Consider the following 14,207-nt stretch of genomic DNA (forward strand, 5'->3'; position numbering starts at 1 on the left):
CAATCAGTCTGTGTCGCCGGATAATGCGCCACACAAAGTGCTGGCAATAGCCAGATTAAGTTTAAGCATGTCACCAGCGAAATTTTTTTAAGATGAGATCTAAATATGAGTCAGTTTAAATCTGAACAAGAAGCCGCCGAATCAGGGGTGTATATTCGCAAAATTCAGAGTTTTGTAAAAAGAGAAGGGCGCTTGACCCCAGGCCAGGCGAAATCTATCGAACAAAACTGGCCTACTATGGGCTTAGAGCACAAAAATGGTTTGCAAAATTTCGCTGAAACTTTTGGGCGAGTTGCTCCTGTAGTGTTAGAAATTGGTTTTGGCATGGGCAAGTCTTTGGTTGAGATGGCGTTACATGAGTCAGATAAAGATTTTGTTGGCATTGAGGTTCATCGTCCAGGCGTAGGCACATGTCTAAGCGAAGCTGCTGAGCAAAATGCACATAACTTACGAGTTTATGAGCATGATGCAGTTGCAGTGTTTGCCGATTGTATTGCGGATAATAGTTTGGCTAGGGTGCAATTATTTTTCCCCGATCCTTGGCATAAAAAGCGCCATCATAAAAGGCGAATTGTGCAGTCAGAATTTGTACAAAAGCTTAAAAACAAGTTAGCTATTGGTGGTGTATTTCATATGGCTACTGATTGGGAGGAGTATGCTGTGCATATGTTGGCTGTTATGTCTGAAGCTGAAGGTTTTAAAAATCAGTCAGCAACTAACGATTATGTGCCAAGACCAGAGCAACGACCGCTGACTAAATTTGAACAGCGTGGGCATAGACTCGGCCACGGTGTATGGGACTTAATGTTTGAGAGGGTATCCTGATGCTATCTGCACCTAGCCAGTTATTAATGCGAAATAAAGATACCTTTGCACAAGGTAAGTGGTTATTGGTTAACCCAACTGACAGCCAAATCGCGGAACAACTAAACAATCCTGATATTAAAGTGTTTCACCAATACTTTGATATTTTTCAGCAAAGCAGTGCTGATGGAAAGTCAGCGCAACATGCTTACGTTGCGGCTTATCCTACGGACGAAAAATTTAATGGCGCCGTAATCTACATGCCTAAGTCTAAAGATCATGCGAAAATGTTGATTGCCAATGTTGCAGCTTGTCTTGAAGATAATGGCAGTTTGTTGCTTGTGGGGGAAAATAAAGGCGGTGTCAAAAGTGCTGCCAAAATCCTCGAGACGATTAGTTCTCAAGTAAACAAAGTCGATTCTGCAAGGCATTGTGCACTATTTGGTGCGCAACTAGATAAACCCGTCAAACCTTTTGAGCTAAGTAAGTGGCAGAGCGAAATTGAAATTTCAGTTGGCGGTTTAGATTATAAAATATGTTCTTTACCGGGCGTATTCAACCATGGCGTAATAGACCTGGGAACGAGAGTTTTATTAGATAACTTGCCAGACATAAAAACGGGGCGATTGTTAGATTTTGGTTGTGGAGCAGGTGTGATTGGTTGTTATCTTGGGTTGAAAAGCCCAGAGAGTGAAGTGGTTATGAGCGACGTCAGTGCCTTGGCTGTGCACTGTTCAAAAGAAAGTGCCAAACTCAACAATCTTAACGTTACGGTGGTTGCATCAAACGGTCTGATGGATGTGCAAGGCAAGTTTTCTGCCATCTATACTAACCCTCCATTTCATACTGGTATCCAGACTGATTATTCTGTTACCGAAGGGTTTATTGCCCAGCTAAAACAATACCTTGCTAAAGGTGGTTCGCTGACGTTAGTAGCGAATAAATTTTTGCGTTATTCTGAGTTGCTCGAACAGCGGTTCAGCGCGGTGGGTCTTATTGCCCAAACCACTAAATTCAGTCTTTATCATTGTGCCCGCGTTAAATAAAGTGCCCGCATAAAATAGAAAAGGTTAGCAGCTAGAATGAAAGTATTGTTTGTTGTGTCTGAAGTAGAAGATTTGGTTAAAACAGGTGGTTTAGCTGATGTAGGCAAAGCTCTGCCTTTGGCATTGGCAGAATTGGGTCACGACGTGACAATAGTCATGCCTTACTACAAACAGTTGGCAGATAAATTTAACGCCGCTAACTGCTGTGATAATCAAACATTAAGTGCGGGCGGTAAATCCTATGAGTTTGCAGTTAAACGTTTAACTTTAGAGGGGTTGCCAGTATTAGCGGTTGACTACCCAGAGTATTTTGAGCGTAAAGGTCTGTATTCTGACAATTATCATGCTTACTCAGATAACGCAGAGCGTTTTGCCTTTTTTGCTAGCGCGGCATTACAAGCGTCAAAAGCAGTCGGGTTTCAGCCTGACATTGTGCATTGTAATGACTGGCACACTGCACTTACTCCGTACTTTGTTAGCATTGACGATTCTGGTTTTTTTGCTCAGGCAAAGACCATTTTTACTATCCACAATGGGGCTTATCAGGGGACACATCGGTTTAGTGAGATTGCTTTCTTACAAACGCATTATCAATTACACAGCCAGTTGGACGGAGATGCGTTAAATTTTGTGCGTATGGGTATTCGATACGCCAATAAAATTAATGCTGTCAGCCCCAACTATGCACAAGAATTGCTGACTCCCCTAGGTTCTCATCACTTATTTAATGAGTTTCAAAACCGACGGGATGACGTGTCAGGTATTTTAAATGGTTGTGATTATAGTCAGTGGGATCCTATCAATGACCCCCACATTGCAAAAAACTACCAGCAGGCTGACTTGTCAGGTAAAAAAGCATGTAAAGCTGAATTACAAAAAGAGCTAGGGCTACCCAAAAAAATGCGCGTACCTATCCTTGGTATGGTTTGCCGTCTAACTGACCAAAAAGGCTTTGGTTTTATTTTACCTATGTTAGATAAGTTGATGCAACATAACGTGCAATTGGCCATTATTGGTACGGGCGATCCACAAATTAGTCTGTTTTTGCGAGAGGTAGTCGACAAATACCCCCAGAAAATGGCGTTTGTTGAAGACTTCAGTGTACGTAAAGCCCACATGGTTGAAGCGGGTAGTGACTTTTTTCTGATGCCTTCTTTGTTTGAACCTTGTGGCTTGAATCAAATGTACAGTTTGGCATACGGTACTTTACCTATAGTCAGAGCAGTTGGCGGGCTTAAGGATACCGTGATCGATTTAGCAGACAACCCAGACAGTGCCACTGGGTTTGTATTCGAGCAGCCCGATAGCAGTGCATTGTTATCATGTATACAGCGTGCCTTGCTGTTTTATCATGAGTTGCCTAAGGTACTCGAGTTAACCCAGCAGCGAGCAATGCAGAGCCGTTTTACTTGGGAAGCTGCAGCACAAGATTATCAAGCATTATATCAATCCATTTTAACAAGCAACCACTAGTTGTTAGGATAGGTTGGTATGATACTTGAGCCAAAAATGATGATTAAATATAATTTTTTTGTTTTTACTGTTATTTGACTGACAACAACAGTAGCTTACGCATTATCTTCAAAATGTTTACAGGCTTTGGAAAGACAAAATGCTTGCCCGCATATTCTTTATAAAAGAGCGGCTTTATCTGTAGCGTTATTGGATGCATGGAAAGGTGATGTTATTTGCATCTGTTTAAGCGATTTTAAAGGGTTAAGGAACACCACGATGAGTAAAGTTGAATCTATAGAACAACACGTCACTCTTCAAAAACTGTTTTAAATACATCAGTTGAGCGAGCCAGATATGTTGATTTTAATCATGAATTAACTTTCTTTGTATGAAAAAAATCCAGCAAATTTAGTCTACTAGTTCCAATTTGAACGTTTATGTATCAATATCATGAACGAAGAGTTGTCAGACCAAGGAATACGTTACAAGCAATATGGCCTCAGACACTAAATTTTTATCTATTAAAAGCCTAATCATATGGGTAGTTATGGCTATTACATCTTTGTCATTAATTCTGTCTTCGGGTGTCAATCTGTATAGTCAAATCAGTAATTATCGACAATCCTTGCAAGAAAACGTTTTAATGTTTTCCAAGCTGATCGGCCAAAACGCATTAGAACCAATGATGAATGATGAAGGTTTAGTTGAAGAACAAAACTTGAAAGCTCTGGTTGCATCCGAAATCATTGAAAATGTACATATCTACAAAATTATCGACCCAAACACTACCGACTTTTTTGCCAGTTACAATAAAGAAGGCATTGCACCGGTTAAAGCCAAATTTGATCAAGTACAAGCCCTCAATCAGCCAAAGATGACAGGTAATGTAATAGAAGTTATTCGGCCTATCCGTAAAAGTGGAAAAGTGTTGGGATACGTATATTTACGTGCTTCAGCCGATGTATTAGAAAACCTGATTGCACAGTCAATCATGGTTACCGTTAGTGTATTGTTGATTTGTTTGCTGATGTGTTTTTTCTTTACTCTAAAACTGCAAAGTGCAATCACCGCCCCTATTAATATTTTGGTGAAATTTGTGCAACGTATTTCGAGGCAAAGAGATTATTCAAGCCGAGCAGAGCTGCACGGTATTAAAGAGTTATATATTTTAGGCGAAGCGTTCAACAATATGTTGCAACGCACCCAAGAACATATGGAACGCCAAACTGAAGCAGAATCTGAACAAGTCAAATTAAATTTAAGTTTGGAGGAGAAAGTACAACAACGCACCATGGCTCTAAAAGAAGCTAATAACGAATTGATCCAAACCTTAGAGAAACTTCACCAGTTTCAACGTCAAATGGTGCAAAATGAAAAAATGGCGTCTTTGGGCGATATGGTTGCCGGTGTGGCTCATGAGGTCAACACCCCGATTGGTCTTGGCGTCACAGCTTCAACTATGATGTTAGATAGATTATCTGATATGCGAAAAGCTTTTGAAGATAAAACACTTAAAGCCAGTTCTTTGTCGAAATTTATTGCTGAAGGTGAAGAAAATCTAAATATCATTTATCGAAATTTGAATCGGGCGGCCGAGCTGATATCAAGCTTCAAGCAAGTCGCTGTTGACCAATCCTCAGAAAATAATCGCGTTTTTTCTTTCGCCAAGTTGATGGACGAAATATTAATGTCAATGCGACCAAAGTTAAAAAAGGTAAAACATCTGATCAATGTAAGTTGTGCAGATAACTTGGTGGTTGAATCCAAGGCTGGGCCGATTAATCAAATTATGATCAACTTAATCATGAATTCAATTATTCATGGTTTTGAAGACGTTGATAAGGGCCAAATAGACATTACCATTGAATCTATTGATGACAATAAGGTCAGTATCGAATTTAAAGACAACGGCAAAGGTATACCAGAACATTTGCGGAAACGGATTTTCGACCCATTTGTCACCACTAAACGTGGTCAAGGGGGTAGTGGTTTAGGCATGCATTTGGTCTATAATTTAGTCACACAAGCTTTAAATGGCTCAATTTCTATTGTCAGCGAAGAAGGTCAGGGCGTTGAGTTCAGAATTATATTCCCTGTCAAAAAGGTTGATATTAACAAGGTGCATAGTGCTTCTTTTATGTAACAACATAGATTTTGTTAATTTATGCTATTCTATCTGGATAAAATCCAGAATTTTAGATATTTTCTGATAAACTTTTACACAAATTCCTAACCAGGCGTGAAACATGCAGACTCCTAACGTATTAATTGTTGAAGATGAAGTGGTCACACGTACCACCCTTAAAAGCTTGTTTGAAGCAGAAGGGTATAATGTATTTGAAGCCGAAAATGGTGAACAGATGCATGAGATCTTCGCAAACAACACTATTAACCTGGTCATTATGGATATCAATTTACCCGGTAAAAATGGCTTGATCTTGGCGCGCGAAGTGCGCGGCCGTAAAAATATTGGCTTGATATTTTTAACCGGCAGAGATAACGACGTAGACCGAATTTTAGGTCTAGAAATTGGTGCTGATGACTATCTTACTAAACCTTTTAATCCTCGTGAACTCACTATACGCGCACGTAACTTATTAACGCGTACAACTAACAGTAACGAAGATGATGATCTGCCAAGCCGTGTAGGCTTTAACGGTTGGATATTAGACAGTGATAGCCGCAGTTTGATTTCTCCTAGTGCAAAAGAATTTCGCTTGCCACGGAGTGAATTTCGAGCTTTACATCTGTTTTTGAACAATCCAGGTAAAATTTTGACACGTGAACAACTCATAATGGAAATGACCGGCCGTGAACTACGTCCTAATGACCGCACTGTTGATGTGACGATCCGTCGTATCCGTAAGCATTTTGAATCAGAAATTAACGCGGATGATTTGATTGTAACTATACATGGTGAAGGTTATCGTTTCTGTGGCTCATTAGATTCATAACCACCCGTTTACACGCCTATTTAAAAAGCTCCTTAGGGAGCTTTTTTATTGTCTTAAGTTTTACTTAAGATTCAACTTTTAGAATGACTGCATATTATCTAGAGGGTCAATATTTTGCGTCATTTCCGATTATGTTTACTGATTATTCTTATCAGCTTTACACCACTCTCTTTAAGTTTTGCAAAGGAAATGGCAGCTCCAGATTTTGCAATTTTAAACGTTCAATTACCGAATAAATTATCTGATTTAGCTGGGCAGGTCGTTTATCTCGATTTTTGGGCTAGCTGGTGTAAGCCATGTCGTCAGTCATTTCCTTGGATGAACCAGATGCAACAGAAATACGCTGCACAAGGTTTGCAGATAATTGCCATCAATTTAGATTCAGAGTCGTCTTTGGCAAAGGATTTTCTAGATAAAGTACCGGCACAAATTCCAATTATCTATGACCCAGAAGGCAACATTGCTAGCGAGTATCAATTAATAGGAATGCCTAGCAGTTACCTAATTGACAAAACAGGCAAAATACGTTTTTCACATAAAGGTTTTTTCACTCGCACCGAACATTTATACGAACAAGAATTAGTCTTATTACTTAACGAATAGAAGCCATTAGCTAAGAAGCCATTAGATAATAAAGTCTTTAACGAATAAAAAGTCTTTAACGAATAAAAAGTCTTTAACGAATAAAAAGTCATTAAATCATAATAGTCCTTAACGGATTAGGAGTAGCCAGTAATGTTAAAAAAAGCACAAATTATCCTCGCATTTTTAATTAGTACCCTGCTTGTAGGTTGTGCAAACCTCGGCGTTCAACCATGGGAGCGCGATCTGCTAGCCAAAGAAGAAATGGCTTTGGACTCTGAGGGGATAGACCTTGGTTTAGATGACCATATTTACTTTAGTAAAGAGGCTACCAGTGGTGGTCGTGGTTTTGCTGGTGGAGGTTGTGGATGCAATTGATATCTAAAAACTCATTAACTAACAATATGAGAAAAACAGCCAATGTTAATGCCGCACTTGCTGTAGCGACTTGTGCGCTATTAGGCACCTCTGCAGTTGTAGAGGCCGATGAAGGTGTGTGGGAAATGGACGCAGCTTTGCTGTACTATGGTGAAACTGCAAGAGTTACAGCAGTTGAAGGCGTGTTTTCGGCCAAAAAAGACTTTGGTGATGAGCATGTGTTTTCTACTAAAATTACTGCTGATTCACTCACTGGGGCCTCAGCGTCGGGCGCAGTTGCTCAACCAAACGCACAGACATACACACGCCCATCAGGAAAAGGCCAATATGTTGTCGCTGCAGGTGAAGTACCTTTAGATGACACATTTCATGATACGCGAGTGCAACTTGAAGCACAGTGGACTCAGCCTCTTTGGAATGACATGCGTGGCAGTACAGGTGTGCACTTGTCAAAAGAATATGACTACCTGTCTATTGCAGTTAATGGTTCGCTTGCGAAAGATTTTAATCAGAAAAACACCACAGTTTCTGCCGGTTTATCTCTAGCTTATGACACTATCGATCCCGAAGGTGGACGCCCTGTTGCCTTTTCTGAAATGGTAATTGATGAAGGTCAATTCGCTAATCAAGACGCTTATCAAGCTGCTTTTGATGCCACAAGACAGACAGATACTGATGATAAGACCACGGTAGAATTGATGTTTGGAGTGACACAAATTATCAACCGCAGAATGTTGATGCAATTTAACTATGGCTTATCAATGTCTGATGGTTATCACACTGACCCCTTTAAGGTCTTAAGTGTGGTCAACGACCAAGGGTTAACTCAGTCGTTAGTGCATGAAGATAGACCTACAGAGCGCACCCGTCATAATTTCTATTGGCAGACAAAGTATGCCTTGGATAGTGGTGTTGCAGATATCTCCTATCGATACGCCACAGACGATTGGGACATTAATTCTCACACGATTGACTCCAGATTTCGATTTAACTTGAGCGACAATACCTATATTCAGCCACACTTTAGATATTATCAACAAAGTGCTGCTGAGTTTTATCAACCATTTCTAATAGAAGGTACAACACTGCCTACCTTTGCTAGTGCAGATTATCGTTTAGGTGAAATGACGGCTTACACCATTGGCTTAAAATACGGAATGACAATGCCAAGTGGTAACGAGTGGGCATTTAGGGTGGAATATTATCAACAAGATCCTAAGAACGCTGGTTTTGATGCTCCCGGAGCGTTGCAGCAGCTCGACTTATACCCCAGCGTGAAAGCAGTGATTGCACAAGTCAGTTATAGCTTTTAAAGTGATGATTTGACTTAACAGGTATTTTAGTTGAACGACGCGTACACTATAGAGCAAAAGAGCGATCATATTATTGGTCGCTTTGCTGCTATGGCAAGCCCTTGCGAGTTGTTGATAGAAACCCAAGATCCGTTGCTTGCCAATCATCTTACCTCTCTTGCCTATAAAGAAAGCCAACGTATCGAACAGAAATTTAGCCGTTATTTGCCTAACAACCTAATGGCTAATATTAATCATAGTATGGGTAAAGCGGTAGCCATTGATGATGAAACGTTTCGCTTATTGGAATTTGCTAACAGTTGCTTTGAGTTAAGTGACGGTATGTTCGATATTACCTCTGGTGTATTACGCCAAGCATGGAAATTTGATGGCTCAGATAATTTACCTAGCCCTGAAGCAGTGCAAGCATTAATGCCTTATATCGGTTGGCAAAAAGTCAAATATAATCAATCTTCAGTCATGCTCACTAAAGGCATGGAGTTAGACATTGGTGGCATAGGCAAAGAATATGCTGTGGATTGTGTTGCTAAAATGTGTACTGAATCTGCGCCAAAAACATCAGTAGTGGTGAATTTTGGAGGCGATATTCAAGTAACTCGTGCACGTCATACCACACAGCCTTGGTATATCGGTATTGAAAGTCCTGAAGGTGATGATAAAAACACCACTCACACTCTAAAAATCATTAGTGGCGGATTAGCCACCAGTGGGGACGCGAGACGTTATCTATTAAACGGCGGCAAACGTTACAGTCACATTCTTAATCCTGAAACCGGATATCCCATTGAAAAGGCAGCCCGCTCTGTAACTGTCGCTGCCCCTCATTGTATCCAAGCTGGATTACTAGCGACCTTGGCTTTGCTCAAAGGAGTCAAGGGCGAAGCTTTTTTAGAAGAGCAGGCAGTAAAATTTTGGTGTTATCGTTAATTTTCATTGTTATATGAAGTCTTAAAAATATAGATCATTAGTCAAATCTAATTAGCAGATTTAAGTAGCTTAGGATTGGCTAAATATACCTGTAACCGCTTTTGTTCGTTGGCTTCAAACATTTGTTGTTTTAGTTGTGTTATTGCTTGGCTGTAATCAGTAGGATTTTGGCCAAATTGATGTTTCAGATCACCATTACGTTGTTGAAACAGTTGTATCTTGTTCAACCAAGTATTTTGCGATTGATTAACGGCGACTAACCTTTGCGCGGCGTCGTCTCCAAACTCAGCGGCAAGTTGGTTGTACTCATGACTGCTATTCAAGGCAGTACTGCTTACAATCTGATTAATCTTGCGCAGTTGTTGCGTAGGCGCTACAGCTCGTTTCATATCGTCTGGTAGTTGTTCAAGTTGTTGTTTGACCTGTTGTGCTTTTTGCAGCTTGCTTAAGCTTGCATTTTGATTGATACGCAGCCTTTCAATGGCATGTCTGTCCCAGACTTCTTCATTATCAAACAACAGACTTATCTCAAGTAAAGAAAATAATTCACTACGAAGTATGTCTAACTCATCGAGCCTATCCTCGAAGTCCGATGCTAGGTCTAAGCGCTCAGTATCTAAGTTTTGAAGCTGTGTTTTGTATTCTAGATAACGTTCAAACAATTCCGTTAATTCTGAGCAGTAAGTTAGAGGATGGCAGTATTGATTGAACTCCTGCCACATTTTTTGCTCACCTTCTTCGTAGTATGCAACATAAAAATCAAGCAGCGCCCGCAATTCTTCAGTCTGCCACACATCTTCATTGTCAGAGTTGTATGCAGTATTTGGCACATGACCATCGATATCAATTGCAACACTCATTGTAAATGTTTGTTCAATTTTGGATGAGTTTACTGAAGTTACCGCATTCACATTAGGTTTAGAGGATTTCCATATTAGTACTGCCATAAAGGCTAAGCTAAAAATTACAGTAATCCCCCACTTCATGTTTTATAAGCCTCTATTTTTCAGTCGATTAGCATGTTTTCGATATAGAGTAATGGGATCAGTTTCAAACAAGTGATGTATACCAAAAGTATGATTTATCTCGTCAATGTGGTTCATTCGATAGTTATCTTTAAGCACATAACCCAAATGACTGCTGCACGCGGAAACTAACCCATCATTTGCCTCGTTAAACGCAAAACTGGTTGCCAATAGAGGCCCATCAAGGACATCAAAAACGTTGGTAAAAGCGCTGCCTCCACTCCAACTGAAATACTCCACACCGTTAGCTGCGACTAAATCACCGCTGCCACAATATGTATCTGGCACACCCTCTGGGTAATTGGCATTAAACGCTAAGCTACCTAGTGTGGTGAGCACTTCCAAAGCTGCTACTGAGTCTTGGGGTAGCCCTGCATTACCTGAAAACCATTCTAAAATAGATGCTAATCCATTTCCTATGGATTCAACAAGTGATTCTGAAACCGACCCTTGCGGCACAACATTACGCACTATATCTGCTACGGGAGTGCCCCAATTTACTCCTCCAATACTGGTTACTGAAGCAATTAAGTCAGGTCGCACAGACGCTACATAACGCACTGTTTGCGCTCCTTGGCTATGTCCAAGTAAATTGACTTTTTCAGCACCTGTAAGGGCCAGTATTTGCTGCACTTCTAACAATAATTGCTCACCTCTTACTTCTGAGCTATTCGCTGCAGAAACGGCAGCGACATATACTGTTGCACCACTGCGGCTCAATGAGTAGGGAATACGATAAAAATAATCAATTCCCAATACGTCATCAAAACCAAAAATGCCATGGACCAAGACAATTGGATATTTTGTTTTGGTATAGGTACTTGCCTGTGAACTTGCACAAACTATTAAGCTAAAAATGATTAGGAAACTCGTCAGTACTTTATTCATATTGCCGCTCGATTTTTACGTTTGGTTAACAACTTAGGCATAATATTAACATTTGCTCATCAGAGGTCAATCCAGTGTGGATAATTTACCCATATATTGAAAATACACGTGGTGAATGTGAGAGGCTGCGATATGGTTTTTTACAATTGCTGTCGCTAACAGTTAAAGGACAGCTTTACAGTAGGCAAGTAAGTTGGCTAGAGACCAAATATGGCAAGGGCATTAAAAATTTGAAGCTATATTAGCTTCGGTAAAGAGTCTTAATCAAATGATAGCCAAACTGGGTTTTCACTGGCCCATGTACAGTCAGAATTTCTTTTTTAAATACGACATTATCAAAGGCTTTGACCATAGTACCGGGGCTAAACTCACCTAAGTCACCGCCTTTTTTGCCTGAAGGACAAGTGGAGTGTTTTTTGGCTAACTGCTGAAAGTTACCACCTTTGTCGAGTTGGCTTTTGAGTTTTTCAGCTAGGACTTTATCTTTGACTAAAATGTGGCAGGCGCAGGCTTTCATGTTTTATAACCCAATAAAGGTATTGCTAATTAATTGATAGCTAAGTTTATCAGTTAGCAGGGCCAAAAAAAGAAAAAGAGCCGAAGCACTTTTTCTTGTTGGTCTATTGGTAGATGATGACCTACTTAATAAATAACATTTCTTGATACTTAGGTAAGGGCCACAAATCATCTGACACCACCAACTCTAGCGCATCTGCGTGAGAACGGACGGCTAACATAAGTGGGCATAACACTTTAGCACAGTGGTTCATATGCGCTTCAGTGCTATCAAATTCTTCGATACTTAAGGCGTCTTTGAGTTTGCCAACAGCAGCCATCATGCCGTCAGTTTCAGCTGCAATTTCATCAATACTATTATGGCTGATGGTAATATTTAGTTTGCTTAGGTTAGTCGCGGCGCTTGAAAGGCTGTCTAGATATTCTACGGTGGCTGGATATATTCTAGTATTGGCGATGCCAATTACTAATTTTGCCTCCATCTCTATAGTCAGAATGTATTGTTCTGCATATACCTCAAATCGGCTAGCAAGCTCGGCTGGTGAAAGCACGCCTGTTGATTCAAACAGTTTTATCACCGATTCTTCTTTAAAGGCAGGCAAAGCGTCGGCACTAGTAGGAATGTTTTTAAGACCACGTTTTTCCACTGCCTCTGTGTGCCACTCGCTTGAATAACCATCGCCACCGAAGATAACATTGCCGTGTAGCTCCATTAACTCTTGCAATACTGTGATGACAGCGGCTGTTTGGTCTTCACCTTTAGCCAATAACGCTTCAAGCTTTTCGGCTATCCAATTGAGTGAGTCGGCTAAAATAGTATTCATCGCAACTAGTGGCCCTGATACAGATTGCGATGAACCTACTGCCCTGAACTCAAAGCGATTTCCAGTGAAGGCAAAAGGTGAGGTACGATTACGATCACCAGGATCACGTTCAAATTTAAGTATTTGTGATAAACCAAGATCCATCAAGCCACCTTTGGCTTTTTCTAATAATTTTCCATCTTTGATATCGTTGAAAACACTTTCCAATTGATGGCCTAAATAGACAGACAGTATAGCGGGTGGTGCTTCATTTGCTCCTAAGCGATGATCATTTGCGGCAGAGGCGATCACTGCTCTTAATAGCGGCCCATGTAAGTGAACACCACGAATGACTGCACCACAAAATAATAAGAAATTGAGGTTGTCATGAGGTGTACTGCCTGGGTCGAGTAAATTACCTTGGGTATCATTACCCACAGACCAATTAACGTGTTTACCAGAACCATTTATTCCGGCAAAAGGTTTTTCATGTAATAAACATAAAAAACCATGCTCCTTAGCGGTGCTTTTCATCAGTGTCATTAATAATTGCTGATGGTCAGCTGCAACATTGGCTGCTTCGTAATAGGGGGCAATTTCAAATTGACCAGGCGCCACTTCATTATGGTGAGTTTTAGCTGGAATGCCTAAACGGTAGAGCTTGTTTTCAAAGTCTTGCATGAACACTTGGACTCTGGCGGGTATCGCACCAAAATAGTGATCATCGAATTGTTGCCCTTTAGCCGGAGGTGCACCAAATAGAGTTCGGCCAGTCAATAATAAGTCCGGGCGGGCGTTAGCAAAGTGTTCATCGACTAAGAAATATTCTTGTTCTGCGCCACAACTTGAATTGAGAGTGGCTATATCTGTTTCACCCATTAGACTTAATACTTTTTTCGCAGCTTTATCCATGGCTTTGTTTGAGCGTAGCAAAGGAATCTTTTTATCTAAGGCTTCGCCCGTCCAAGACATAAATACGCTGGGGATCATCAAGGTGGCACCATTGGCCGTGTGCATCACATAAGCAGGGCTGGTGGGATCCCAAGCCGTGTAGCCTCTGGCTGCGTTGGTCATGCGCAAGCTACCATTAGGGAAGGAAGAACCGTCAGGCTCTCCTTTAATTAATAAGCTGCCAGTAAATTCAGTTATGGCACCACCATCAGAATTCGTAATGATAAATCCGTCATGTTTTTCAGCAGTAATATTGGTCATAGGGTAGAAGATATGTGAAAAGAATTTAACCCCTTTTTTCATCGCCCAAGTTTTCATTGCTGCCGCTACAACATCCGCCGTTGCCGGATCTAAAGACGCGCCTGTTTTAACGGTATTTTTTATGGCTTTAAAAGCATTTTTTGACAACGCTTCTTCCATTGCCGCCAGACTGAATACATCTATTGCCCATATTTTGTTCAATGGTTCAGGCATTTCACACACTTTTGGTGCACGATTTGTGATTTCAATTATTGCGTTTTTACGTAATGTTAATCCACTCATATCTTTTCCTTGGCTTATTTTT

General features: G+C 40.6%; 13 protein-coding genes. 9 read left to right on the plus strand and 4 right to left on the minus strand.

From position 1 onward, the window contains the following. Window positions 1–105: 105 nt before the first annotated feature. The 9 genes from trmB to C427_RS00565 all read left to right on the plus strand — a co-directional run bounded on the left by trmB (window position 106) and on the right by C427_RS00565 (window position 9,459). Window positions 106–825, plus strand: a complete 720-nt coding sequence (gene trmB / locus C427_RS00525) for a tRNA (guanosine(46)-N7)-methyltransferase TrmB (RefSeq protein WP_007639098.1) — start codon at window positions 106–108, stop codon at window positions 823–825. Then, window positions 825–1,850 carry a methyltransferase gene (locus tag C427_RS00530; protein WP_007639096.1) on the plus strand — a complete coding sequence of 342 codons (1,026 nt, stop codon included), beginning with the start codon at window positions 825–827 and terminating at the stop codon, window positions 1,848–1,850. Before trmB ends, C427_RS00530 begins: the two co-directional genes overlap by 1 nt. 36 nt (window positions 1,851–1,886) lie before the next feature. Beyond that, window positions 1,887–3,323 carry a glycogen synthase GlgA gene (gene glgA / locus C427_RS00535; RefSeq protein WP_007639094.1) on the plus strand — a complete coding sequence of 479 codons (1,437 nt, stop codon included), beginning with the start codon at window positions 1,887–1,889 and terminating at the stop codon, window positions 3,321–3,323. 475 nt (window positions 3,324–3,798) lie between these two features. Further along, complete coding sequence (locus C427_RS00540) at window positions 3,799–5,448, plus strand: sensor histidine kinase (RefSeq protein WP_034899594.1); 1,650 nt, start codon at window positions 3,799–3,801, stop codon at window positions 5,446–5,448. A 103-nt stretch (window positions 5,449–5,551) separates the two neighbouring features. Continuing rightward, window positions 5,552–6,259 (plus strand): two-component system response regulator ArcA, encoded by a 708-nt coding sequence (arcA, locus tag C427_RS00545; RefSeq protein WP_007639089.1) that lies wholly within the window; start codon window positions 5,552–5,554, stop codon window positions 6,257–6,259. Between the two features lie 189 nt (window positions 6,260–6,448). Further along, a complete protein-coding gene (locus tag C427_RS00550) occupies window positions 6,449–6,862 on the plus strand; it encodes a TlpA disulfide reductase family protein (RefSeq protein ID WP_007639088.1) in 414 nt (137 codons plus the stop codon). Between the two features lie 132 nt (window positions 6,863–6,994). Beyond that, on the plus strand, window positions 6,995–7,219 hold the full coding sequence (locus C427_RS00555) for a DUF4266 domain-containing protein (RefSeq protein WP_007639087.1): 225 nt from the start codon (window positions 6,995–6,997) through the stop codon (window positions 7,217–7,219). Then, window positions 7,210–8,532: a DUF3570 domain-containing protein gene (locus tag C427_RS00560; RefSeq protein ID WP_007639086.1), complete on the plus strand. Its 1,323-nt coding sequence runs from the start codon at window positions 7,210–7,212 to the stop codon at window positions 8,530–8,532. Before C427_RS00555 ends, C427_RS00560 begins: the two co-directional genes overlap by 10 nt. Before the next feature lie 30 nt (window positions 8,533–8,562). Further along, window positions 8,563–9,459, plus strand: coding sequence for an FAD:protein FMN transferase (locus C427_RS00565; protein WP_007639085.1), 897 nt, complete (start codon window positions 8,563–8,565; stop codon window positions 9,457–9,459). A gap of 47 nt (window positions 9,460–9,506) precedes the next feature. Here the strand turns inward: C427_RS00565 and C427_RS00570 are convergent, their stop codons facing one another. The 4 genes from C427_RS00570 to C427_RS00585 form a co-directional block, all read right to left on the minus strand. After that, the gene (locus C427_RS00570) at window positions 9,507–10,445 is read right to left on the minus strand and encodes a lipase chaperone family protein (protein WP_007639084.1); all 939 of its coding nucleotides are present in this window, start codon (window positions 10,443–10,445) and stop codon (window positions 9,507–9,509) included. 3 nt (window positions 10,446–10,448) lie between these two features. Continuing rightward, entirely contained in the window at window positions 10,449–11,372 is a 924-nt protein-coding gene (locus C427_RS00575) for a lipase family alpha/beta hydrolase (RefSeq protein WP_015430253.1), read from the minus strand. Between the two features lie 241 nt (window positions 11,373–11,613). Continuing rightward, window positions 11,614–11,889 carry a peptidylprolyl isomerase gene (locus C427_RS00580; RefSeq protein ID WP_007639075.1) on the minus strand — a complete coding sequence of 92 codons (276 nt, stop codon included), beginning with the start codon at window positions 11,887–11,889 and terminating at the stop codon, window positions 11,614–11,616. 121 nt (window positions 11,890–12,010) lie between these two features. Further along, on the minus strand, window positions 12,011–14,185 hold the full coding sequence (locus C427_RS00585; RefSeq protein ID WP_007639072.1) for a glutamine synthetase III family protein: 2,175 nt from the start codon (window positions 14,183–14,185) through the stop codon (window positions 12,011–12,013). Window positions 14,186–14,207: the final 22 nt, after the last annotated feature.

This window comes from Paraglaciecola psychrophila 170 (genome assembly GCF_000347635.1).
GTDB lineage: Bacteria > Pseudomonadota > Gammaproteobacteria > Enterobacterales > Alteromonadaceae > Paraglaciecola > Paraglaciecola psychrophila.